Source organism: Flavobacterium sp. GL_143, assembly GCF_057834355.1.
In genome coordinates, this window is record NZ_CM174401.1 from 4641054 (window position 1) to 4667510 (window position 26457).

19 protein-coding genes and 3 tRNA genes are annotated in these 26457 nt (G+C 30.9%); 15 read left to right on the top strand and 7 right to left on the bottom strand.

Annotated features, from left to right (window positions below; translation table 11 throughout):
• Positions 1-104 precede the first annotated feature (104 nt).
• The 11 genes from AC3IPI_RS19475 to AC3IPI_RS19525 all read left to right on the top strand — a co-directional run bounded on the left by AC3IPI_RS19475 (position 105) and on the right by AC3IPI_RS19525 (position 12942).
• Entirely contained in the window at positions 105-1592 is a 1488-nt protein-coding gene (locus AC3IPI_RS19475; protein WP_489155068.1) for a serine hydrolase, read from the top strand.
• A gap of 47 nt (positions 1593-1639) precedes the next feature.
• The gene (locus AC3IPI_RS19480; protein WP_489155070.1) at positions 1640-3136 is read left to right on the top strand and encodes a S41 family peptidase; all 1497 of its coding nucleotides are present in this window, start codon (positions 1640-1642) and stop codon (positions 3134-3136) included.
• Positions 3137-3214: 78 nt separating this feature from the next.
• Positions 3215-3700 carry a glycine-rich domain-containing protein gene (locus AC3IPI_RS19485; protein ID WP_489155072.1) on the top strand — a complete coding sequence of 162 codons (486 nt, stop codon included), beginning with the start codon at positions 3215-3217 and terminating at the stop codon, positions 3698-3700.
• Positions 3701-4453 (top strand): hypothetical protein, encoded by a 753-nt coding sequence (locus AC3IPI_RS19490; RefSeq protein ID WP_489155074.1) that lies wholly within the window; start codon positions 3701-3703, stop codon positions 4451-4453. It begins immediately after the preceding gene.
• A 33-nt stretch (positions 4454-4486) separates the two neighbouring features.
• On the top strand, positions 4487-5062 hold the full coding sequence (locus AC3IPI_RS19495) for a hypothetical protein (protein ID WP_489155076.1): 576 nt from the start codon (positions 4487-4489) through the stop codon (positions 5060-5062).
• Between the two features lie 76 nt (positions 5063-5138).
• The gene (locus tag AC3IPI_RS19500; protein ID WP_489155078.1) at positions 5139-5855 is read left to right on the top strand and encodes a DUF6882 domain-containing protein; all 717 of its coding nucleotides are present in this window, start codon (positions 5139-5141) and stop codon (positions 5853-5855) included.
• A 1019-nt stretch (positions 5856-6874) separates the two neighbouring features.
• The gene (locus AC3IPI_RS19505; protein WP_489155080.1) at positions 6875-8224 is read left to right on the top strand and encodes an FAD-dependent oxidoreductase; all 1350 of its coding nucleotides are present in this window, start codon (positions 6875-6877) and stop codon (positions 8222-8224) included.
• Positions 8225-8263: 39 nt separating this feature from the next.
• Positions 8264-9061: a hypothetical protein gene (locus tag AC3IPI_RS19510; RefSeq protein WP_489155082.1), complete on the top strand. Its 798-nt coding sequence runs from the start codon at positions 8264-8266 to the stop codon at positions 9059-9061.
• A 174-nt stretch (positions 9062-9235) separates the two neighbouring features.
• Positions 9236-9799, top strand: coding sequence for an adenylate kinase family protein (locus AC3IPI_RS19515; protein WP_086896193.1), 564 nt, complete (start codon positions 9236-9238; stop codon positions 9797-9799).
• Positions 9800-10314: 515 nt separating this feature from the next.
• The gene (locus AC3IPI_RS19520) at positions 10315-11514 is read left to right on the top strand and encodes a serine hydrolase domain-containing protein (protein WP_489155085.1); all 1200 of its coding nucleotides are present in this window, start codon (positions 10315-10317) and stop codon (positions 11512-11514) included.
• A gap of 297 nt (positions 11515-11811) precedes the next feature.
• A complete protein-coding gene (locus AC3IPI_RS19525) occupies positions 11812-12942 on the top strand; it encodes a nuclear transport factor 2 family protein (RefSeq protein ID WP_489155087.1) in 1131 nt (376 codons plus the stop codon).
• A 129-nt stretch (positions 12943-13071) separates the two neighbouring features.
• Here AC3IPI_RS19525 and AC3IPI_RS19530 read toward each other — a convergent pair.
• The 6 genes from AC3IPI_RS19530 to AC3IPI_RS19555 all read right to left on the bottom strand — a co-directional run bounded on the left by AC3IPI_RS19530 (position 13072) and on the right by AC3IPI_RS19555 (position 16816).
• Positions 13072-13149 (bottom strand) — tRNA-Val (locus AC3IPI_RS19530).
• A 268-nt stretch (positions 13150-13417) separates the two neighbouring features.
• Positions 13418-14365 (bottom strand): hypothetical protein, encoded by a 948-nt coding sequence (locus AC3IPI_RS19535; protein ID WP_489155089.1) that lies wholly within the window; start codon positions 14363-14365, stop codon positions 13418-13420.
• A 299-nt stretch (positions 14366-14664) separates the two neighbouring features.
• Complete coding sequence (locus tag AC3IPI_RS19540) at positions 14665-15300, bottom strand: class I SAM-dependent methyltransferase (RefSeq protein WP_489155091.1); 636 nt, start codon at positions 15298-15300, stop codon at positions 14665-14667.
• A gap of 30 nt (positions 15301-15330) precedes the next feature.
• Positions 15331-16371: a ligand-binding sensor domain-containing protein gene (locus AC3IPI_RS19545; protein ID WP_489155093.1), complete on the bottom strand. Its 1041-nt coding sequence runs from the start codon at positions 16369-16371 to the stop codon at positions 15331-15333.
• Positions 16372-16576: 205 nt separating this feature from the next.
• Positions 16577-16650: transfer RNA gene (locus tag AC3IPI_RS19550), tRNA-Arg, on the bottom strand.
• A gap of 91 nt (positions 16651-16741) precedes the next feature.
• Positions 16742-16816: transfer RNA gene (locus AC3IPI_RS19555), tRNA-Val, on the bottom strand.
• Positions 16817-17017: 201 nt separating this feature from the next.
• On the opposite strand from AC3IPI_RS19555, the gene AC3IPI_RS19560 reads away from it, so the two are divergent.
• On the top strand, positions 17018-18805 hold the full coding sequence (locus AC3IPI_RS19560) for an ABC transporter ATP-binding protein (protein ID WP_086896057.1): 1788 nt from the start codon (positions 17018-17020) through the stop codon (positions 18803-18805).
• 116 nt (positions 18806-18921) lie between these two features.
• Here the strand turns inward: AC3IPI_RS19560 and AC3IPI_RS19565 are convergent, their stop codons facing one another.
• Entirely contained in the window at positions 18922-20088 is a 1167-nt protein-coding gene (locus tag AC3IPI_RS19565; RefSeq protein WP_489155096.1) for a proline dehydrogenase family protein, read from the bottom strand.
• A 181-nt stretch (positions 20089-20269) separates the two neighbouring features.
• On the opposite strand from AC3IPI_RS19565, the gene AC3IPI_RS19570 reads away from it, so the two are divergent.
• The 3 genes from AC3IPI_RS19570 to aroB all read left to right on the top strand — a co-directional run bounded on the left by AC3IPI_RS19570 (position 20270) and on the right by aroB (position 26361).
• Entirely contained in the window at positions 20270-22558 is a 2289-nt protein-coding gene (locus AC3IPI_RS19570; RefSeq protein WP_489155098.1) for an O-antigen ligase family protein, read from the top strand.
• A gap of 229 nt (positions 22559-22787) precedes the next feature.
• Positions 22788-25091, top strand: a complete 2304-nt coding sequence (locus AC3IPI_RS19575; protein ID WP_489155100.1) for an O-antigen ligase family protein — start codon at positions 22788-22790, stop codon at positions 25089-25091.
• Positions 25092-25293: 202 nt separating this feature from the next.
• Complete coding sequence (gene aroB / locus AC3IPI_RS19580) at positions 25294-26361, top strand: 3-dehydroquinate synthase (protein WP_086896061.1); 1068 nt, start codon at positions 25294-25296, stop codon at positions 26359-26361.
• Positions 26362-26457: the final 96 nt, after the last annotated feature.

The following is a 26457-nucleotide window of genomic DNA, read 5'->3' on the forward strand; positions in this document are numbered from 1 at the left end:
AATTACAAGTATCTTAATTCTAGTTCTATTGGAGTTATCTGTTTGATACAAATTATGGTGAAGTTTTGAAAAAAGTAATAGCGAACAATAAAAATTAAACTAAAATGAAAAAAATACTTTTTTTTATCTTACTCTCTAGCTTCTTAACGAATACAGTTTCTGCTCAAGAATTGAACAATTTATTTTCGACACTTTCTGAAAGGAATCTTTTTAAGGGCAGTGTTGTAATTTCTAAATCAGAAAAAACTATTTTTTCTAATACTTATGGGTTTTCTAATATAGAGAAAAAAGAAAAGTTTAATGACAATTCTCGATTTCCAATTGCTTCTGTTACAAAAACCTTTACAGCAACAGCTATACTGCAGCTTAAACAGAAAGGCAAACTTAAAATTGATGATCCGGTTCAGAAATACCTTTCAGATTTTCCTTATCCAAATATCACTATCAAACAACTGCTTAATAACACATCAGGATTAGCACAATATTATAATTTATTTGATAGTATAATAAAAGAACAACCCGAAAAAATAATTTCGAATCAGGATATTATTCCAACATTCATTCGTTTTAAAACACCGCTTGCATTTTTACCAGGAAGTAAATGGGACTACAATAATATTAATTTTTGCATCGCTGCATTAATTATCGAAAAAGTATCAGGAATTAGCTATGCTAATTATATGGAAAAAAATATTTTCGCCCCTGCAAAAATGAAAGACTCATTTGTTCCGATTAACAGAAAAATTAAAGAACCAAATCAAGTAGAATTATACATGTATCCTAACTTCTATTCGACAGATTTTGCTAATATAAATACCTTAAAAGAACCATTTTTAATATTCGAAAAAAGCAACTTTTATGGAAATGGAGGAATCGTAAGCACCGCTTTAGACTTGCAAAAATATCAAAACGCATTATTTACCTATCAGATTTTAGGCAAAAAAGAACTAGAGGAAGCTCTTACAGCTACAATACTTAATGATGGAAAAAAAGCAACTTATAATCTAGAAGGAAAAGAAATGAGTTATGGTTTAGGTTGGGGGATGTACACCGATGAAAGTAATGGAAAAATAGTTTTTCATGATGGCTCTATTACAGGTCTTACCAGTATTTTGGCACATAACATTACTAAAAATCAAACTGTAATCCTTCTATCCAATACAGGAAATTGCCCAGTGTATTCTATCCTTAATACCATCTTACAATTAATGGACAACAAACCTTATACAATTCCTGCACAAAATCTTTCAAGAATCTATGGCAATTTACTTGAAAACGGAAATAAAGAAAAAGCAAATCAATTGATTAATGACTATTTAAAAAATCCAAAAAATTATGAAGCAACCGAAAGAGATTTTAATCGATTAGGCTATCAGTTTCTTAGACTACAAAAAAATGAAAATGCTTTGCAGACATTCAAAGCCGGATCATTAATTTTTCCTGAGAGTTGGAATATTTATGATAGTTATGGTGAAGCATTACTTCAATGTGGCAAAAAAGAAGATGCGATTAAAATGTATCAAAAATCTGTTGAATTAAATCCTAATAACGAAAACGGAAAAAAAGTTCTGAGTAGTTTACTAAAGGCATAACTAGATTAGCAAGAACTGTTACATTTTGGAATTTGAAAATTAAAAAAATGATCAAAAATATATTATTTCTTATCCTGATTAACTGTCAATTTGCATTTTCGCAAATTGAAATACTTACTCCTGAAAAACTAAACGAGGATTTAATAACTTTTAGGAATATACGCGAAACTACAAATTCAGGATTATATAAATATAGAACAAAAGCTCAAATTGATAGTATCTATACTTGGGCAAATAATGAAATCAAGAAACCATTAAATACCATTGAGTTTTATAAAATCATTTGTCAATTAACCGATTTTGAAGGAAGCGTTCATAACGAAACCAATTTATCTGCTGATACCAAAAAAGATTTTATTTCATCAGATGGGTATTTTCCAATTCCGGTTAAACTAATTCAGAATAACTTGGTTGTAAATACCAATCATCATGAAATTTCATTAGCATCAAAAATACATAGCATAAATGATGTAGCTATTGAAACTATTTTAAAAAGAATAAAAAAATACTACACAACCGATGGCTATAATGTTTCTGGGAAAACGATTGGAATTAATGCTGCATTTTCAAGATATTACAAATATGAATTTGGTCCTGCTGCAAATTTTAAAATTGAATATTCAGAACCCAATAAAACCGAAATTAAAACCATAACTATTAAAAGTGTTACGGACAAAATTAGATCTGAAGCGTTTCTTAATCGACATTCAAAATCTATAGATAGCCTTTATTATACCAATATTAAAAAGGATAAATACAAATTTGAATTGATAAACCAGAAAATTGCAATCCTAACTGTAAACACTTTTGCAATAGGCCGAAATAGCAAAGATCCTGAACATATCGTTTATAAGAAGTATTTGGATAGTTGTTTTACTAAATTAAATAGTGATAAAATAAACTATTTAATCATTGATGTCAGGACAAATGGTGGCGGAACTGACCCTAATGATATATTACTATTCTCATATCTTGCAAATAAGAAATTTAGAGAAAATAAATCTGCCTATATAAGTTTTCAGAAAATTCCTTATTCCAAATATTTAGTTCCAGAAGAAGAAGACCCGAAGGAAGAAGAAAAAGCAAGGTTAGAATTTGAAAATGAAATCAAAGAAGAATTCCCGAATTTAATAAACGGAAAATACTATCAAACTGAAAACTTCAATAAACCTATTGAACCAAACGAAAACGCCTTTAAAGGAAAAGTATATCTCTTAATTAGCGAGCGAATTGCTTCGGCTGGTTCTCTTTTTGCTGCCTTAGTTGCTAGTAATACTAATGCAACAACTATCGGGCAGGAAACGATGGGAGGTTATTTTGGACATAACGGGCATACTCCTATTGAGTATCAATTACCGAATTCAAAGATTACAACTAAGTTTTCTATTGTAAATTTAGAACAAGATGTAATTAAGAAAAAGAATCAGAAATTTGGAAGAGGAGTTATACCTGATATTTACAAATCACAAACATTAGAAGAGTTCATAAATAATGAAGATGACACAATTAAATTTACTTTGAGGATAATCGGTAGAAAGAAGTAATAATGCTATTTTTGATACTCTATAAACGAATTAACTTTTGCTTTATAGTAACCCAGAAATAGTATATCTAAGTAAAATATGAGTGACGAACAATTAATATTGTGGAATAAGATTAAGAATTTTGAGCTCGATGAACCTGAAATTTCATTTAGTTTTACAGATAGACTTGCCAGAGAAAATGGTTGGACAATTGAATATTCTATCCGAGCGATTTTAGAATATAAAAAATTCATTTTTCTATTAACCATTGCAAATCATCCATTAACTCCATCGGATCAGGTGGATCAGGTTTGGCATTTGCATTTGCTCTACACGCAATCATATTGGGAAGATTTTTGCGAAAACACAATCAAAAGAAAAATTCATCACGGACCAACTAAAGGTGGTAATACCGAGAAAAGTAAATACACTAATTATTACGAAAAAACCAAAGAATTATATCTTGAAATTTTCAAAACCGAAATACCGAAAGATATTTGGCCGTCAAGCGAAATTAGGTTTACTGAAATTAACTTTGAAAGAATAAATCTGGATAGAAACTGGATTATAAAAAAACCTTTTTAAATGAAATATTTATCTGAACTAACGCCAGCAGAAATATTAATATTAACTAAAAAAAATGTTACTCAGCAGGAACTTTTAAAAATAACTTTCATAGATTTATTATTTAAACAAGTTTTACGAACTTTTGAAGTAGAAAGACAGCCACACATTAGAGAAAAAGTGAAAGTTTATAAATATGTTGGCATAGGACAAAACTATAAAACTTATAATTCTCAAAATCACGAAAGATCGTTTCTATCTACTTTTGGAACTGATAATACGGTGGAAATATTGTTTAGGAATTTGGTTAAAATTGCTTTTCAAAAAACTAGAACAGTACAAGATTTAAAAAATGATTTAATAAAAACTCCAACTCTGAAAAAATGCTTTTCTCAAAACCTTTTTCAGCAATTTTATTATGGTTATAGTCTTACAGAATATGGAACTGAATTAAAACAAAAGGTTAAAAAAGAAATTCAAGACGCAGGAAATGAGCTTTCAGACATAGACAATATCGAAAACCAAAAAGCGATTGAATTAATAAAAATAATTGGAGCAAATATATTTCTTTTAGTAAATCTTGATTACGAACTATTAAATCAGATTGATACTGATTTAGTAACCGAAATTAATAGAAGTAATTCAACCGATGGAGGAAGTGGCTGTAGTAGTTACGATTGGAGTTTTGATGATTACTCCTCTAGTTTTGACAGCGGTTGTAGTAGTGGATGCAGTGGTTGCGGAAGTGGCTGTAGTGGTTGCGGAGGAGATTAGAAAATTTAAATTTTAAAATAAAGAAAAACACTTATGAAATCTTTTAACCACTATTCTTTCCTATTCGTCTTATTCTTTTTAACGGGATGCATCGGAAATATGAGTCCTACAGGTGGGAATTCTTCACCACATTATCCTTATTTTATCACTACAAAACCATTGGTCGTTAAGAAAATAGCAGTTCCAGTAGGAACAAAGCTAGTTTATGAAGAACAATACTTTAAAGAAGATGAACAAGATCAAATAATGAACGAGGAAAACCTTATAACGATAGAATTTCCAACTGGGAAACCATTAAATTGGGGCGGTGTTCCTATAATTTCGATTGATAAATTTTTTAATTCCGAAATGCATGGTTTTACTGTTAATGCTGACTTTGATAAATTAAGCAATGATAAAAAAACTAAATTCTCTGAGCTGTGGCAAAGTTGCAGTAATGACTTAGGAATTACAGTCAAAGACACAGATGATTGGTCTTTTAATACAAAAAACATTTCAGATGTCGAAAGTTGTAGTGTAAACTATCAACGCTATTTTAAGGAAAATGAAGAACAGCAAGCTTTTTTAGATAATTTATATAGTGAACTAATAAAAATTGGTTCGAAATAATTTTGACAAAAATATAATCCGTTAATAAATATTTTACAAACTAAACTTTAATTTTAAACAATAATAAAAGAAACATATGGGATTTTTCAATAAAATATTTGGGCAAAATAACAAGATAGAAACACAACAGGATTTGACAGCTTTTAAAACAGACCAAGAACTGATCGAAAGATATGGTGGGATTGTATTTGATAAACAATTAGATTTTGGAGACTTAATTGGGAATAATAATTGGAATATAAATATTGCCAACGGAGAAATTAGTTTTGGAACCGACCTTGTTTTTCCAATTCAAGTATTAGGTACTATTTCACATTCCTCTCAAACCTGGCTTTGGGCTTGGGCAAACACAAAATCTGGGCTTACAGATAAAGTTATCCAACAAGCTTTGGAACTAAAAAAATATGGAGAAGATAATGAAATCAACATTTTAAAAAATGATACTTTCGATTTCTCAAAAGAAGATTTACATCTAATAGGTACTATTGCGTCCGGAATTCATAATTCAAGTGCTTACTATATTTGTGATTACGGACAAGGTGCAATGGTCGTAACAATAAAAAGTGATCAAATTGATAAAAATCGCAAGGACAATCATTTTAGAATTATGACTGTTTTCCCGCAACTAATTTCGCAATTTGACATGAACCATAATCTCGCCTTGACCAATTATTTAACTGATAAAGGATACAACATTTCAGAAAATGGAATAAAACTAACCGCAACTAAAAATGGAGATACAGTAACAGCCGAATTTGATGACCAGTCACGTCTTATAAAACTAAATGGATAAAAAAGATTGCGATATTATTTGAATAAAAAACAATTATTAACCATTAAATAATAACCATTATATGAAGAATTTTGTACCCATTATTATAATACTAATTTTAGGAAGTGCGCTTTACAAACAGTTTAATTTTGAAACTCTAAGATTTGAAAAACTAGGTCTCTCTATTATATACCTGATCGTTTTTTTAGCAACGATTTTTCTTTTGATAAAAAACAATATAAATAAAAAAAGTAACGAATAATTAGAGGCTATTCTAATAATCCCGAAAAGCTGCTGTACGAAGTCTCCTGACTTTGTACCTAGAACAATATGAATTTTAGCTTCTCTAGTTCCGCATTTTCGATTGACGGAAATACTTTCTGTTTCAATATGCTAAAAGTTAATTAACTGAAATAGTACTTTTTGCCTAAAGAAAACCTGCTGATAACACAAAACTAACCATAGAATGAGAAATTTTTTACTTATATTGATAGTACTAATTTTAGTACTATTTTTATCATTATTTAAATTAGATTATGTCTCCTCAATTTTTCCCGGATGGAATTCACATATAAATGATAGTAGGTTTTATTCAATTATATTGTTACTAAATATAATTATACCGATATTTCTTTATTTTGGCATTCGAAAATTTGTAAGTCTTTACATTTTTTTATTCTATTTTTTTATTGTGAATGTAATTTTTATTACTGGTGAATTATTAGTTTACGATGGTATTACACCAGGTTCAGTCAATCAAAATTTTCAAAATTATATGGCTATACAAAGATTTTTAGTTTACGGGACATTTTCAATTCATTTGATATTTTATTTATTTTTTTATTTAAAATTTAAGGAAAGAAAGAATAAAGGTAATAGCTTTGACACCTTAAAGAAGATCTAAATGTCCAGATAAAGTAAAAAAAGTGGAAGTAAAAAAAGGAGAAAATGAAGAGGTAAGCTGGACTATTTGCCAGGAATGCCAGGGACGCGGCAAAAAAAGCAGAAGAATCAGCAAGAAAGTTCGACTTCAATATCAAATGGCACTCGATCTATTTGAGAAAAACAAGGGAGAAGGAACGGCTCCAACTCGCCCTAAAGGACATTTATATTCCTGTACTATCTGTCACGGGTCTGGATTGGTACATTCTGCTACTCCACCTGTAGTAGATAAAGAAAACTATCCACACGTTGCTATTATTGGTGCTGGTATAGGAGGAGTTGCTCTGGCCATAGCTTGTTTACATCGTGGAATCCCTTTTACTCTTTATGAGCGAGATAATGACTTTGCTGCAAGATCACAAGGCTACGGACTCACTTTGCAACAAGCTAGTAAAGCCATCGAAGGATTGGGTATTTTTTCATTAAAAGATGGCGTGGTTTCAACAAGGCATCTCGTTCATACTACAGAAGGAAAAGTGATTGGCGAATGGGGAGTTAGAAAGTGGATACAATCTGATGTAAAAACCTCGCCCAAACGTTCAAATATACACATCGCACGACAATCGTTGCGCTTAGAATTACTTGAACAACTAGGCAAACATGACGTGGTACAATGGGGACATCAATTAATCGATTTTAAAGAATCTGAAGATGGAAGTGTTGATTTAAGCTTTCAAGTAAACGGCAAAATAAAAATGGCAAAGGCAGATCTTATAGTTGGAGCCGACGGCATACGTAGTTCAGTACGTAAATCGCTAATTGGCGATGATACTACTCCTTTGCGCTACCTGGATTGTATTGTAATATTAGGTATTTGCCCTTTAAGTGCTCTCGAAGATCTTAATAGTCCTTTGTTAGACTCAGCTACAGTGTTTCAAACTGCCAATGGTAATGAGCGAATCTATATTATGCCTTATACATCAGACTCCGTAATGTGGCAACTTAGTTTCCCAATGCCCGAAGAAGAAGCCAAAGCATTAAGTGCCAAAGGCCCTCTAGCACTCAAGGAAGAAGCCTGTCGCAGAACTCAGTGGCACACCCCTATTCCTCAGATTTTGGCAGCTACTCAAGAAACTCAAATTTCTGGTTATCCTGTTTATGATCGGGAATTACTCCAACCTGAATTGTTAGAAAAAGGACAGCAAATAACTCTTATTGGAGATGCAGCCCACCCCATGAGTCCGTTTAAAGGTCAAGGAGCAAATCAGGCACTACTAGATGCCCTCTCACTCGCCCGAGGAATCACAAAAGAATGCAGACCTTTATCACAATGGAGAAAAGCTGGAATTAGAAAAAGTGTATTAAATGATTTTGAAGCCGAAATGTTAGAACGCAGTGCTGTAAAAGTCAAAGATTCAGCAGAAGCCGCACAATTCCTACATTCCGAAGTTGTACTTCATGAAGGTGATAAGCCTAGAGGAAGATGTTTGAAGAAAAAAGATGTGTAAGATGCTTTACCAATTTAATATTTTTATCTAGATAAATATATGCTTGAAGAAAAACAATCTAAACTTAAGATAAGCAAAATATTTTTAATGATTTTGAATTTATTTGGTTTAACCAATTATAAACAAAAAACTATTTTAATTCCTAAAGAATTTGTTGAAAGTGAAATTCCTAAAGTTGGGAGTGCTGAGTGGTCTTTATTAAATAATTCTATTGATTTTAAGGTTCTAAATTTTGATGGAAAACTTAAAATTGAAAAATATAAGACAGATGAAATATGCATACTTCTGATGGCTAATGGCTATTTAGCAGGAAATGATGGAGGGGAATTTGGTGGAGGTAAACTTATTTATGTTCCAAATGACAATCCGAAAAACTTTATTAAAATTAAAGATGCAGCTATGAGACATATTTTCAAATTTAAAGATAAAATATATTTTATTGAAGGATTTGGAAATATGACATTTCATAGTGGTGAACTATACGAACTTGATATTAAAGATGATAATTTTAATTATAAGGAACTTGTCAACTTTGATGATACTCCCATGGCTTACACCATATATCAGGACAAAATTCTAATCGCTACACATAAAAAAATTTACATTCTCAAAGATTTTAAGAAAGAACTCGTTTTTAAAAGCACCTTTTGGGACAATTTATATCCAACTTCAATTGCAGCATTCGATGATGAAAATATATTTATGGGAGTAAGAGGTGGTATCGTAAAGCTTGATCTTACAAACAAAACAATTAAATTTTATAAGAATGCTATGCCAGATGAAATTAGTACTAAAATTAATTTAAAACTTCAGGAAATAAGAAATAGACAAAATTAAAAATCGCACTCTAAATCAACAACATACATCTTCGTTGTAGCCATTTTAATTTACAAAGCTCTTTCTGAAAAATGACATGTTGATCAAAAATGTTTTCTGTTTAAATTTGAAAAAAAGTTAATCACTCATAGCAACAATATTTCTTATATTAGCTTAAAAAACAATTACACTAAAATGGAAATTTTATTAATAACCGGACCACCATATTCAGGAAAAGGAACTCAATGTAATGTATTAAAAGAACTCCTTGGTTTTGAACATATTTCAACAGGTGATAAATGCAGAGAAGAAAAACAAAATGAAACCAAAATAGGAAAGATTATGTCTGAATATGAAGAAAAAGGAGATTTAGTTCCTGATTCTATCATGAAAGATCTTTTTAGTAAAATATTGGATGAAAATAAAACAAAATCGGGTATAATTCTAGATGGTTATCCAAGGACGAAAGCCCAAGTAGACGATTTAATAGAACTTGTTGATTCAAAAGGATTAAAAATCGGAAAAGCTTTAAATATCGAAGTTCCAAAATCTGAATTATTAATCAGAGCTCAAAAAAGAGCCGAAACATCTAATAGAAAAGACGACAAAGATCCTCAAATTCATATAAAACGTATAGAGGTTTTTGAAGAATCTACCAGACCTGCAATTGAATATATGAAATCAAAAATCAAAGTACTCACTTTTGATGGTCTTGGAACGATTGACGAAATTACTGAAAGAATAAAAGACAGCTTATAGTAATCTTTATTTTTCTAAAGAAAATTAAAAATGAAAGAATGTTTTAATCAAACATTCTTTCATTTTTTTATTTTAGCGTATCTTAAATAAAATTTTCCAATTAAACTAAGTAGCAACTATTGTATAATGTCGTGTTTAAAAATTTGACAAAATAACACAACAGATTGATTTCAAGCTATTATTCCCAATATTGATTCTTTTGACTTTACGACATTTAAACTTTTGACTTACTTATAAATACCATAATTATGAAACGCAGAATTTATTTTATACTTAAGAGATTTATTTCAAAAATGGTATCACACATAGAGATGTCGCTATATTACGCTTCATAAACCATATCTGTAAAGGGAAAACGGATATTGAGAGTCTAAAGACATTATAAAAAAATCCTTTATGAAATTGAAGTAATAAAAACAGCTAAAAAATCACAAAGAATAGGCTGCATAGAAATAAGAGGAACTGATGTAATCATAACTAAAATAGAGAAAATATAGCATAAAAAATAACAGACAATGAAAAAAACATCTTTAATTCTCATACTTTCAATACTAGTCTTTTCGTGTAACCAAAAAACCAAAAAAAATGATACACTAACTAGAAACTTAAACTTAGCTTATAAAAAAGGGGCAATAATTGGATTTTCGGTTTCCGTAGTAAATGAAAAGGGATTAATTTATGATAAAGGTTTTGGATTTACAGATATCGAGCAAAAAAAAGCATACACATCAAACACAATTCAAAACATAGCTTCAATATCAAAAACGCTAATAGGAATATCTTTATTTAAAGCACAAGAATTAGGAAAGTTAAATATAAATGATCCAATTAATAAATATTTGCCATTCAAGATTGTCAATCCTAATCATCCTGAAATTCCAATATTAATAAAACATTTGGCTTATCATACCTCTTCAATTACTGATCTTGATAAAGTTTATGCAAAATCATATGTTTTAACAAAAAGCAAACACGATGAAAATGAAGGTGTTTACGACTACTTCAATAAACCCGAAAGCTATATTCCATTATCAGATTTCATACAAAATAGCCTTACAGAAAAAGGAAAATGGTATTCAAAAAATACATTTTTAAATACTAAACCAGGAGAAAAGCGTGAATATTCGAATATAGCTGCTGCTCTTTGTGCTTTAGTAATAGAATCTGCAACGGGACAAGATTACGCCTCATTTACTAAAGAGAATATTCTAAAACCATTAAAAATGAATTCCTCTGGTTGGTCATCAAAAGATATTGATACTAATAGACGTTCGAGATTATTTGCAACCAAAGAGAAGATGATTGCCGAGTATTCTCTTATAACGTATCCTGATGGAGGATTTCTAACATCGAATAAGGATTTAGGATTATTTTTATCAGAACTTATAAAAGGATATGAGGGAAATGGAAAACTTTTAAAGAAAGAAAATTACAAGAAACTCTTTGAAAAACAAACATTTGCCAGCAATGGAACAAATGAAGAATATGGTGTTTTTATTGAATTTCGTGATTCCTTTTTAGATATTAAAAATGAAATGATTGGTCATAACGGTTCAGACCCAGGGGTGTTTACAGCAATGTACTTTAATCCTAAAACTAAAATTGGCACCATAGTACTAGTCAACACTGATACCGATTTCACAGCTACTGTTTGGCCAGAAATAGAGCAAATATGGAAAGCAACATCAGATTATCAAAATACAATTAATAAGTAAAAGCCAGTAGATAAGCACGGATTTGATAGTTCACCTCTGTTTTCCTTTGAATAAATTTAGTGTTTTTTATCAAATACAAAGTAAAGGCGGAAATACTTTCCGTGCCCACACAATAAGACACGAGTAAAGACATAAATCTAATAAAACTATATTTAAACTGGAACAACATCTATAAACTACGCAAAAACTCATTTTTTTCTCTTAATATTTATAAATCAGGAGTCCTGATTTATAAATTCATTCCTGTTGAAATGCCACCAATCATAGCTTTGTGAAAAATTTAATTCAAAAAAGCTTATGAAAAAAATCATTTATTTTATTGCACTTTTATTTTTGCCAGGTTGCTTATTGGCACAAACAGAAGAAGTATTAGTGAAAAAATGTATTGAAAATTACATTGAAGGAAGTTCATACAACAAACCTGAAAGCATCGAAAAAGCATTTTATCCAGAAGCCAATCTGTTTTTAAGTCATAAAGACAAAGATCTCTGGATTGTACCTATTAACGAATACGCCAATGGGTTTAAAAAGGGCGTTCAGGGACAGTTTAATGGTCGTATAGGCCGAATTCTTTCAGTTGAGTTGTATAACGATATAGCTTTGGCTAAGGCCGAAATATTAATACCTTCCAAAAAATTAGAATTTATTGATCTGTTTTTACTTAAAAAGATTCAAGGCGAATGGAAAATTATTAGTAAATCTGCAACTAGCTTAAATTCTAATAAATCAGGACAGCGTATTCTATTTATTGTTTCTAATGCTCATTATTATGGTAAATCAACCATAGCAACAGGCAATAGTTTTTCTGAAATAGTAAATGCTTACAATACTTTTAAAACAGCAGGATATACCGTCGATTTTGTAAGCCCAGAAGGAGGAAGTATTCCATTGGCATATATCAACACATCCGACACTTTGCAAAAGCAATATTTATTTGATCAAGATTTCATGTATGCACTAAAAAGCACTAAAAAACCCGAAGAAATTGATTCAAAAAATTATAAAGCTGTCCATTATATCGGTGGTGGATCTGCCATGTATGATGTACCTGAAAATAAAGAAATTCAAACTATTGCTCTTAAAGTATATGAAGAAAATAAGGGTATTATCTCTTCTGTTTGTCATGGAACTGCAGGAATTGTAAACTTAAAAACAAAAGACGGCAATTATTTAGTGGCAGGAAAAAAAATTAGTGGTTACCCCGATTCTTTCGAAAAGCAAGATGGAGAATATTATAAATACTTTCCATTCTTAATTCAAAAGACAATTGAAGAAAGAGGAGGCGTTTTTAAGTTTTCTGCTCGTAATGCCGCACATGTAGAAACGGATGGAAGAATCGTTACTGGACAAAATTTTCAATCGTCAAGTGGTGTAGCTTTAAAGATTATAGAATTAATAAATGATGGGAAAAAAGAAAATGGTATATAGTTTAGCATATAACTATTTATTTTATCAAACTTTATAATATGAAATAGATTAACGTTAGCATTAATTCTATAAATCACACATATTTCAAATAAGACATAAAAAAACTCCATTATTTCTAATGGAGTTTCTTGGTGGGCGATGAGGGGTTCGAACCCCCGACCCCCTCGGTGTAAACGAGGTGCTCTGAACCAGCTGAGCTAATCGCCCTATTTTACTAGGTTGCTATCGTTATCTGATTGCGAGTGCAAATATACAGCTAGATTTCGTATTTGCAAGCCTTTTTTTTAAATAATTTAAAAAAGTTCTATCTACACTGCTTACTTATCTTATTTGTAAGTCAGTAGACTTTTTACAAAAGACAAGTTTTTTTTAAAAAATTCAATGTTTTAAAACTGCTTTTTTATTTTCTAAAACAAAGCACTATCAAAAACAATCAAATGACGTAATACAAATGCCAAAATAAAATTGAAAAATGTCATAAGTATTCAGAAATATCAATCCAGACAATACTATTATAAGTATTTCCAGGAGATACTGCACTAAAAATTAGTCGACTACCATCAGGAAAGAATTTTGGATGCTGCGCATTGAGCTTAACTTTTGAATCTGTCAGCTGGACAGGAGGATTTTCAGGCTTATTTAAATTAAATAAATAGATTGCATAGCGGCCCTCGTCTCTATTGCTCTCGAAAGCAATATAGTTTCCATCAGGCGATATAGCAGGAGCCCTTCCTTGAAAATGCTTGTCGATCGGTTTTAAATTTGCTGAACGCTCCATAGGTATCGATAAAAATTCTTCCCCGTCCTCGACATTAAGGAAAATATAGTTATCCTCCTGATTATAACTACCGCCAGATGAAGACTGGCCAGCAAATGCTATTGATCTTGGTTTATTTGGGAAAACAGCAGGCATACCGCCTAACATCATATTGTTATTAGTATCCTTACCGTTCATGTTGGTAATAACAATATTACCGTCAATATCTAATAATGTACTGTGCGGTTTTGGCTGTTTATTGTTCATCACAACGAAACCTTTAAATGTTGGATCGATAGCCCATTGCGGATAAATACAACTCGTTGTATTTATAATCTGTTTCAAGTTATTACCTCTGGCATCAACTGTCCAAACAGTAGCCTTTTTCTCATGTTCTAAATTTAAAACTATGTTATCACCAGACCAATCAGGTCTGGTTTGTTGGAGAGAATCACAGTTATTAAGAAAAAGTTGCGGAGAAGGATTTTTTAGATCACTGACAATAAAGAGCTGGGTGGCCGACGGCTCCAATTCAATATTGAATGATGTTCGTTCAAATATTACGGCTTCACCGTCCGGACCAATAGCTGGCCGGTAGTCATTAAAAAAACTATTTATACCGCCTTTCTCAAATGTAACCCAATTTAGTGCCGGATAATTGCTCATAATTTGATGGTATTATTAATTAAATAATTAGACTTTACATTCATCAAAACCAGATACACTCCTTAAAACACTAATATTCAAAACAAATAAATATTGTAGATTTTATAAAATATGAATATTTTATGTCATATCTAAGTTGCCAATAATCTACAAACTATACTATTAAGATATGATTGCTACAGTTTCAAAAATAAATTATAAAGTACTCAAAACTAAGATATTTTAATTTTTAGACTCTAAGTAAAAATACGTGATTTTAATAAATGAGTATAAATATTTAGTTTTTTTATACCGTAATACTATGCCTTCTTCTTTGCAATTAATATTGTATGAATCTCAATTTCGGTTTCTGATTTCTTATATTCTACTTTGAATGTTTGAAGTTCTTCAAATTTATTTTTAGCAAATTGCGTTTTTAAGTCACCTAAATTATAAAAATAGAAGTAAATTCTATCACCACTACTCCCAACTTGAAAGCCAGATTTACTCGGATCGCCCTCTACAAAACTCATATAAATCAGTCCATTTTCATTCAATAGATTGTAACAATCACTGATAAATTTTCGACTATCTGACTGAGACAAATACGGCAAACAAAAGCCACAAACTATTCCGTCATATTTTGTTTTGATTTCGTCAATATGTCTACTGTCCATTACAGCGAAACTTGCAGTTGGATTACTTTTACCTGCAAGTTCTATCATATTTGGTGCGATATCAATCCCGAAAATATCAAAGTCTGGCCTTTTTGACAATAAATACTTTGTAATATTCCCTGGCCCACAACCGATTTCTAAAATTTTTGGATTTGCTTTATCAAATGAACTGCATACAAAATCATAAGTGTCATTGTATAAATCCAAGTCCATAAACTTGTCTTGATATAGCGAAGCAATTTTGTTCCAAGTTTCAAATGTTTCTTTATAGCTATCCATACTTTTGTAGTTCTTAAAATGACGTAAATACTATTTCTGACTCTCTTTATTTTTAAAGTCCATGATGGTCTTTCCATCATAACGATACACTCCGTTCATAGATCCAAACCAAATATTCCCATCACGAGTTTCTAAAATACCAAAAAGACCGTTTCCTCCTGATTTAATTTCGGTTACAGTAGGCTTTTTATTAGATAAAGATTTTCCGTCATACCGAAAAAGTGCCCAAACCTGACTATTGTTCCTTTGCGAACTAGTCCAAATATTACCTTGTTTATCCTCAAGTATATAACCAACAAAATTCTTCGTGAAACTGATAAATGTATTGCCATCATAGCACCAAAGACCATCGAACCCACCAAGCCAGATATTTCCTTTTTTATCTTCAATTAAAGAACGAACATTTTTAAAAGGTTTGTCGTTATGCGTGAAAACAGAAAATGTTTTTCCATCATAAGTAAAGGTGTTACCTCTTGTAGCAAACCAAAACTTGCCTTTTTTGTCTTCTATAATAGAATTAACTTCATAAGGACGTCTATTCGGAAAAGTTTTCCCTGTCCGATCCTCATTCATGCCATTCCCATCTATGATGTAATTTCGAAAGGATTTCCCATCGTAACGGCTTGCTCCTCCGGAAACACCAAACCAAATGTTGCCTTTTTTATCTTCATAAATACTTGTAACTTCATTATTAAGAAGACCTTCCTTAATTGTGAAATTCTGAAAGGTTTTCCCGTCGTAATAATAAACACCTGAACCTATAGAACCGAACCACAAGTTGCCATCTCTATCTTCTAAAAGAGAAAAAAAACGAGTCGAAATCACCTTACTTGTAATGTTGGTAAAAGACTTTCCATCGTACCGAAAAATACCAGCAAATGTAGTAATCCAAATATTATTCTTTCTGTCCTGTATAATATTTCGACTTATCCATTGAGGTCCATAAGAAGTAATTACATCCTCGGTTTTGGAGTGGATAATAATTCCCCCACTTTCTGTTTTGTTTTGTCGACAAGAGGTGTAAAGAAAAAGTATAAATAGCAAGGTACAAACCTGTAAGTATTTCTTCATTGTGTCTGATATTCGTTCAGATTATATTTTATACTAATATAAAAACAATTCTTAATAAATTATCAAATGACTTTTAGTTTACCAGATACTATCATGAATATGCATTTTGGAAGTTTTACTACTTTCTGATGGATCAAAAAAAAGTTGTCGCAAGAAAAAGCCATAAAAAAAGCTCCAAATCAGTGATTTGAAGCTTTTTATTTTGTGACCTCGACTGGATTCAAACCAGTAACCTCTTGAGCCGTAATCAAGTGCGCTATTCAGTTGCGCCACGAGGCCGATTGTGCAAATTTGCAATCCATACCCCGACAGTAAAGTACAAGTGGGGAAAGACATAAAAAAACTCCAATATTACTAATGGAGTTTTTAGTGGGCGATGAGGGGTTCGAACCCCCGACCCCCTCGGTGTAAACGAGGTGCTCTGAACCAGCTGAGCTAATCGCCCTATTTTACTAGGTTGCTATCGTTATCTGATTGCGAGTGCAAATATACAGCTAGATTTCATATTCGCAAGCCTTTTTTTTAAATAAATTTAAAGTTTTTTTTACTCTACTCTTTTGCAGCGTTTTAATTACGTGATGAAATGCTACATTTCTTTTGTAGTAACTTGGTATAGTCATACATTTGCATTTATAAATACTATACAATGGCAAGATTCAAAGAAAATGATTTACCAAAATCAAAAATAACCGCTACTTCACTCAATAAAGCAACCATAATATTTAAATACGCAGGAAAACACCAATGGAAATTTTATGTAGGATTGGTCTTCTTACTCTTTACAGGAGCAACTGCTCTGGCCTTTCCTAAATTAATGGGAATGCTAATAGATTGTGTTAAGAACAAAGACAATTCTGAGGCTAATATGATTGCGCTAGGATTAGTTGTTATCCTTTTTTTACAATCAATATGTTCATTCTTCAGATTATCCTTATTTGTAAATTTTACCGAAAATACGCTGGCAAATCTTCGTTCGGCACTTTACAGTAATTTAGTAAAACTACCAATGTCATTCTTTTCTCAAAAACGAGTAGGAGAATTAAATAGTCGTATAAGTGCCGATATTACTCAGATACAAGACACATTAACTTCTACAATTGCCGAGTTTTTACGTCAGTTTATATTAATTATAGGAGGAGTTATTTTATTGGCTACCGAGAGCTTAAAACTAACTTTATTAATGCTGTCTGTAGTTCCGCTTGTGGCAGTTGCAGCAGTTATTTTTGGTCGTTTTATTCGTAAATATTCTAAAAAAGTACAAGATCAGGTAGCCGAAAGTCAGGTAATTGTCGAGGAAACCATGCAAGGAATTAGCATTGTAAAAGCTTTTGCTAACGAATGGTACGAAATTGCACGTTATAACGGAAAAATTAAAGAAGTAGTAAAACTAGCCATCAAAGGCGGTAAATACCGTGGTTACTTTGCTTCTTTTATCATTTTCTGTCTGTTTGGTGCAATTGTAGCTGTAGTTTGGTATGGTGTACGATTAAGTATTGCTGGCGAAATGAGTGTAGGGCAATTAATCTCGTTTGTACTCTACTCTACTTTTGTTGGAGCTTCTTTTGGTGGAATCGCCGAATTATATGCACAAATACAAAAAGCTATTGGAGCAACCGAGCGTGTTTTTGAATTATTAGACGAACATCCTGAGAAAATAAACTCACACCAAAATTCGACTGCAATAGAAAAAATACAAGGAAATGTTACCTTCAAAAACGTACAATTTAGTTATCCGTCAAGAAAAGAAATCAAGGTTTTAAAAGATGTAAATTTCACAGCCAAATTCGGTCAGAAAATTGCAATTGTTGGGCCAAGTGGAGCCGGAAAATCAACAATCTCATCTTTATTATTACGTTTTTATGATATTGATGCTGGAGAAATAATTGTAGACGGAAAAAATATCTACGATTACGATTTAGAAAATCTAAGAGGAAACATGAGTATTGTACCTCAAGATGTTATTTTATTTGGTGGAACCATTAGAGAAAACATCGCTTATGGTAAACCAGACGCAACCGAAGAAGAAATTTTAATAGCAGCCAGACAAGCCAACGCATTTAATTTCATTGAAGGTTTTCCTGAAAAATTCGACACTTTGGTTGGAGAAAGAGGAATCAAACTTTCTGGTGGTCAGCGTCAGCGAATAGCCATTGCACGTGCATTGCTTAAAAACCCAAGTATCTTAATTCTTGATGAAGCAACATCATCATTAGATAGCGAAAGCGAAAAACTAGTACAAGAAGCATTAGAGATTTTAATGCAAGGAAGAACAAGTATAATCATTGCTCATCGCCTTTCAACGATTCGTAGTGCCGACCAAATTTTGGTTCTGGATAATGGAATTATTTCAGAACAAGGAACGCACCAGGAATTAATTGCGTTAGAAAACGGAACATATAAAAACTTAAGCAACTTACAATTTAGTAATTCTTAAGTTTTAAAGATTAAATCTGGAAAGTAAAATCCATAAAAAAACTCCAATTTTCATTGGAGTTTTTTTATATTAACTGGAGATTATAATCTGCAACTGAAAACTGAGACTAAAATCTACTATCCTTTTCTTCTCTTACGCTCTGTTTTTAAAAGCTCAAGTTCTCTATTTGTTTGTCCCGCAACCGAAGTGTTTTCTTCCGCTCGACGGATAAGGTAAGGCATAACATCTTTTACAGGTCCAAATGGCAAATATTTAGCAACATTATAGCCGTTTTCAGCAAGGTTGTAGCTAATGTTATCACTCATACCGTATAACTGACCAAAACAAATTCTGTGGTCATTACTTTTAATTCCTCTTTCCTGCATCAATTGCATTAAAGTATAAGAACTGTTCTCGTTATGTGTTCCTGCAAAAATAGACATAGTTTCTAAATGCGCTAACATATATAAAACTGCCGCATCGTAATTAATATCCGTAGCTTCTTTTGATTCACAAATTGGAGAAGGATAATTTTTCTCTTCTGCTCTTTTGTTTTCTTTTTCCATGTAAGCACCACGAACCAGTTTCATACCAATGAAAAAAGCTTCTGTTTTAGCTTGTTCATGCAATTTTTTCAAATAATCCAAACGATCCCAACGGTACATTTGTAATGTATTGAATATAATTGTTTTCTCTTTATTATACTTACGCATCATTTCAGTAACCAATTCATCGGCTGCATCTTGCATCCAACTTTCTTCAGCATCAATAAGTAAAGCCACATCATTTTTATGCGCTTCCTTACATACAATATCAAAACGCTCTACTACTCTATTCCATTCCGCTTGTTCGGCAGGGTTTAAAGTTTGTTTCTCTCCTAATTTTTCATACAATTCAAAACGACCTAAACCTGTTGGTTTAAAAACCGCAAACGGGATTGCTTCACGTTCTTTGGCAAACTCAATTGTTTTTAAAGTCATTTTTAAAGCAGCATCAAATTGCTCCTCTTCTTCTTTCCCTTCTACTGAATAATCTAATACGGAACAAACACCTTTAGTGTACATTTTGTCAACAACAGTAATACAATCGTTCTCGTTTACACCACCACAAAAATGGTCGAAAACTGTAGCACGAATTAATTTTTCTACTGGTAAATTTGCTTTTAAAGCAAAGTTAGTTACAGCCGTTCCTATGCGAACTAAAGGCTGATTAGCAATCATTTTAAAAAGAAAATAAGCTCTTTCAAGTTCTGTATCACTTTTTAACGAAAATGCAACTTGTGTATTATTAAATATTTTTTCCATTATTAGGGATTTTTTTGTGCAAATATAGAGAGAGTTTGAATACTTTTTTTGTTAAAAATTCATTATTTCACATTATTAAATGCCTAAAACAAATAAAAACAAGGCAAAAATGTAAATTTTCACTTAATAAAAAAAGCTATATTTGTTAAAGAAAAAATATTAATCGATAAAATGTTTTCTTATGGCAAACAATATTGACAAACAAAATATTTCAGACACCGTTGTTATTTTTTTTACAATATCGCTTTTACTCACCAATTTCCTGCCCCATCCCAAATCTATCGATCTTCTTTATCCTCAGTTTTTATACCTATCGGGGCTAAACTTAGTAATGGGATTGTATTTTTATGTTAATCCAAATGTCATCTCCACCGATACCTTTCCGCTCTTAAAAAAGAGTTCTCTCTTAAGGTTATACCTCCTATTTATTATTCTTTGCGGCATATCTGCCATTAATACAAAAAATACAACTTTAGTTTTAGAGAAAATAACAGAACTAATCATAGCCTTTTGTTTAGTGATAAACTTCACCGTTTTACTAAAAAACAGACTTGATTTATTTAATAAAATTATTTTTATTGTTGGCATAACAGCCTTTTTACAATCCTGTGTCGAAATATACAATTTAAAACTATTAGCTTCTCAGGCAACAATATCATTTGGGCTTCAGAATATGATAAAAACCACAGGAAACATTAATATTTTAGCTTCAAGCTTAACAATAAAAATTCCGTTCCTATTACTCGGAATCACTACTTTTTCTGGATTCAAAAAATTATTTTCATACATCACATTATTACTTGTTCTCACAACCATCCTTTTAACTGCGGCGAGAGCAACATTTATTAGTATGTTTTTAATTTTTATTGTCTACATACTTTACTATCTAAAAAATAATTCGGTTAACAAATCTTCTTTAGGAACTTGTTTATCACTTATTATCCCGATTATTATAGCTGTATTTATTACCAATTTAGTTTTTGAAAGATCTGCAAACGAAGAACGTTACATATCATTAGGAAACCGGGTAGAACAAATAAATCTTAAGGATGAATCTATTAAAACCAGAATAACAATTTGGGGAAATTCGATACAATTAGCCAAAGAAAACCCAATTACAGGCGTTGGATTAGGAAATTATAAAGTAGAATCAATTCCGTATGAGAAAACATTAGATAACAATTCTTCTATTTCTTTACACTCTCATAATGATTTCCTGGAAGTAGCTGCCGAAACAGGAATCTTAAATGGCCTGATTTACCTATCCATTTTTATTCTTATTACTTTTATCAATATAAAAAGAATCTTCAAATCAGCTGAAACTAACCGCAAAACAATTGCCTTACTAACCTTGATGATGACGATTGTTTATGGAGTCGATTCTGCTATAAACTTCCCGATGTTTCGTCCTGCAATGCTAATTTTCTTGTGTTTAATATTTGTATTAACAATTATAAATACTCCACCTCCATCAAGCCTTGAATTCGAAACTAACAAAAGTAAATCCTATTTAATACTGATTACAATAAGCGTAATAACTAGCTATTTTGCCTTTTTAAACAACAAAGCATCAAATCTTGAATATTTAATCCAAAAAGATGTTGAAAGTTTATTTGCTACAAATAATTTAACTGGTGATGAACTACTTAAGAGAATACCAAAATATAAAAATACACTTAGCACAGCCGAATCATTTTATGAATATGCTGGTATTTATTATACGAACGAAAAAAGATATGACGACGCATTAAAATACCTTTCGAAAGCTGATAAAATAAATCCTCATTTCGGACGCATCTTCTTTTATAAAATGGTTATATCGAATGCAAAAGGAAACATAGACAGCGCTTATATCTATGCAAAACAGGCATTTTATTTACGACCTCGAAATGTAAATTTCTTTAAAATGTCTGCACAATTTGCACGTGCTAAAAACGATACTTCGGAGATATTTAAAGAACATAACCTCTTTATTAAATACCGAAACATTCCCGAAGCGTGGGGAATTGCTGCAGAGGAACTACAAAAAAGTAATTATAACAGCTCCAAATTACTCCGTTTTATAGACAACGGTTTGCGATACCATCCTGCAGACACTCTTTTGACAAGACAAAAAAACAATATTTTAATTCAAAAATATACCAACGAAGGTCGGGATTTATTCCTGAAAAATGATTTAAAAAAGAGCTTGGAATTATACCAGAAAGCATTAAAAATCGACCCAAATAATCCCGATACAATGCAAAACTTAGCATTCTATTATTATAGTTTGGACAAATACCAAGATGCTAAATCATATTTTCTGGAAGCATTAAAACGTCGTGAGTTTAAATCTGGACGTACCGAATTTTTTATAGGTAATTGTTACTTAAAAACTAACGAAAGAGAAAATGCCTGTAAGTACTTTACTATCTCTAAAGCCAAAAACTTTCCTGATGCTCAGCAGCAATTAAATCTAAACTGTAAGTAATACAACATCAGAAAGTATATTTTCCTTTAAACTCTTATTTATAAAAGAATAAAATAAGCTCTTTCATGTTTTGAGTCACTTTTTAATAGATAAACAACTTGTTCATTATTGAATGTTTTTAAATTAAAAGCGGCATTTTTTAATTTTTTAGTTAATATAAAAAACCTACAAACTTAATTTTTAACAAGTTTTTATTGATAAAAATGTATGTTTGCAAAAATTATATATTATGAATAATATTCGAACTAACGCAAACAAAGGAATATCCATAATCCCTGAGTATATTGTTTATATTTTTATAGCCCTACTTTTAATTATTGATTATATGCCAAAAGATGGCTATTTAGTCTCTAATATTCAATATTTATACATATCTGTATTAAATTTTTTAATTGGAATATATTTTTATGTGAATTCAAAAATGATTTCGAGTGACATAATTCCAAAACTAAAAAGGAGCTACATTACCAGAATCTATTTAGTCTTTTTATTAATCTGTGGATTGTCTTTTATTACCGCCAAAAACACTTCTTTAGTTATAACTAGATTTACTGAATTAATAATTGTTTTTTGTTTATTCATAAACCTTACCATCTTACTTAAAGATAAACTTTACTTGCTTTACAAAATTGCTTTTATAATTTCTATTAGTGCTTTTTTTCAATCGGGGTTTGCACTATACAATTACTCACAACTATCCAGATATGTTTCTGCAACAGAGGCTTTAACTAACCTTATCGGAAACGCTGGGAACATAAATATATTTGCTGCGAGTTTAACAATAAAAGTGCCTTTTTTATTACTAGGAATTACTCATTTTACTAGTATAAAAAAGAAATTTTTACTTTTTACACTATTTATAGTAACCACTGCCATCTTTCTAACAGCTGCAAGAGCATCACTACTCAATCTGTTTTTAATCTTTTTGGTTTATATTATTTATTACTTAAGATTACACTCATTTAACAAATCGAGTTTAATAAAAAGTTTTGTATTAATTATACCTGTAGTAATTGCATTATTTGTTTCAAATCAATCCTTAAAAAAAGCCAAAGATAACGAGCGTTATAAATCAGTAACAAATAGAATTACACAAATAAGCACAGACGATGCTTCGGCACAAGCCAGATTAACCTATTGGGGAAATGCCATAAAAATAGCCCAGGCAAACCCTTTATTAGGAGTCGGATTAGGTAATTATCGTATTGAATCTATTCCTTACGAAAAATTCCATGAAAATGATTTTTCCGTTTCGTTAGACCCGCATAATGATTTTCTTGAAATTCTTGCCGAAACTGGAATCGTAAATGGTATAGTATACCTTTCTCTTTTTGTGGTTATTTTAATTATTAATTTAAGAAGAATAATAAAATCCACTGATGAGAATATAAAGATAGTTGCAGTTCTAACTTTAATGTTATTAATTGTTTATGGTGGTGATGCATTTTTCAATTTCCCTATGTATAAACCTACAATGCAATTGTTTTTTAGTTTATTATTAGCATTAACAGTAATAAACACCCCTGTTTTAGCCAATCAAGCCTTAGATAAACCATTAAATATAAAACTATTGCCATTTTTTATTGTCCTGACAATTATTACTACTTATTCAGCTTTTATAATTTACAAAGCTTCAAATCTTGAAAGTGAAATTGCCAATGATAACATTAATATGAATTTAAAAGGAGTATTAACTGGTGATGAAATTATCAATAGAATGCCTAAATACCCTAATGTTTTCTATACCTCAGAATCGTTTTATGAATATGCTGCAATTTATTATATCCGCGAAAAAAATTATGAGAAGGCTTTATCATGTTTTAGTAAAGCAAGCAAAATTAACCCTTACTCAGGTCGAATAAACTTCTACAAGTATTTCATTTCTAAAGAGAAAGGGAATTTAGATAGTGCATATGTTTACATAAAAGAAGCTTTTTACTTACGCCCAAGAAATTTATTATTTTATAAATATGCTACTAATTTGGCAGCCATAAAAAAAGATACTCTTGAAATACTTAAAGAACATCAACTATTTTCTGAATATAGAAAAACCCCAGAAGCATGGAGTGTACCTGCTATGGAATTACAAAAAGCGAATTTCAATCAAAAGAGTTTAGTCCGTTTTATAGATCAGGGATTAAAAGAGATCCCAAATGACAGTACTTTAGTTAAACTAAAAAAAGATATTCTAGTCAAGAAATACACTTTTGAAGGACAAATTTACCTATCTCAATCAAAATTTGATAAATCACTCGAATCTTTTGAAAAGGCTCTAAAAGTCGATTCTGAGAACTTTTATTTATTACAAAGTATCGGTTTAAATTATTATTTTTCGGGAAAATACAAACAGGCTATAAACTATTTTTTGAATGCAATAAAACTCCCCGGAGCAAATGATGGAACAGCAGAATATTATATAGGTGTTTGTTATTTAAAAAGTAATGATCCTGAAAATGCTTGTAAATATTTTAATTTATCTAAAGCCAAAAACTTTCCCCTGGCTCAACAACAATTAAATCTAAACTGTAAGTAATACAAGCCTTATTTCGCAAATTGCAAAGGGAAAACACGCCCTTTTAATTTCCATATCATTGCTTTTAACCAAAAAGCATGTTGTTTGTTATTGAATATTTTTTCACTCATTAGTTAGTATTTTACACAAATTAGAGAGTGAGTTTGAATATTTTTTAGTTTAAAATGCCTTATTTTTGCGCTTTCAATTAACTACAGAAAACATGCAATCAATTCACGCCAATAATTATCCGATACATTTTAATCAAAATGCATACGAAGCTTTAAATAATCATTTAAAAGAAAATAAGTATTCAAACCTGTTCATTGTTGTAGATACTGACACAAATGAATATTGTTTACCTAAATTTCTACCTTTATTAGAAACGGACTTAACTATCGAAATTATCGAGTTTGAATCGGGCGAAATCAATAAGAATATTGAAACTTGCATCGAAATATGGAAGGTTCTAACGGAACTTGGTGCTGATAGAAAAACATTGGTTATTAATCTTGGTGGTGGCGTTGTTACCGATTTAGGTGGTTTTGTAGCTTCTACATTTAAACGTGGAGTTGATTTTATACACATCCCAACTACTTTATTATCTATGGTAGATGCATCTGTAGGTGGTAAAAATGGTGTTGACTTAGGAAATTTAAAAAACCAGATTGGTGTTATCAATGTACCTAAAATGGTATTAATTGATACGCAATACCTGGAAACTCTACCTCAAAGCGAGATGCGTTCTGGTCTTGCCGAAATGCTAAAACACGGATTAATTTACGATGCTGCCTATTGGGAGAAATTTTTAGATTTAAAAGCTATCGATTTTGCAGATCTTGACGAGTTGATTTATCGCTCGGTAGAGATTAAAAACGAGATTGTAATGCAAGATCCTACTGAAAAACATATTCGTAAGGCTTTAAATTTCGGACATACATTAGGACACGCTATCGAAAGTTACTTTTTAGAGAATGAAAATAAGAAAACATTACTACATGGTGAGGCAATTGCTATAGGTATGATTCTGGAAAGTTACATATCATTACACAAAAATTTAATTACAAAAGAGGAATATTCACAGATAAAATCGGCTATAAAATCTATTTATGACGATGTTATTATTGAAGAAAATGATATCGAACCTATCTTAGAATTACTGATTCATGATAAGAAAAACGAATATGGCTTAATTCAGTTTGCATTAATAGAAGGAATCGGGAAAATAAAGATCAATCAATCGGTTGAAAATGAATTAATTCTTGAGTCCTTTCAAGATTACAAATCTTAACGTATTTTTTAATAAAAAAGCTTTGCTTTACGTATATAATATTTTTTACATTTGCAGCGTGAAAAAAAATCAAAAACAAAAAGAATTCCGTTCATA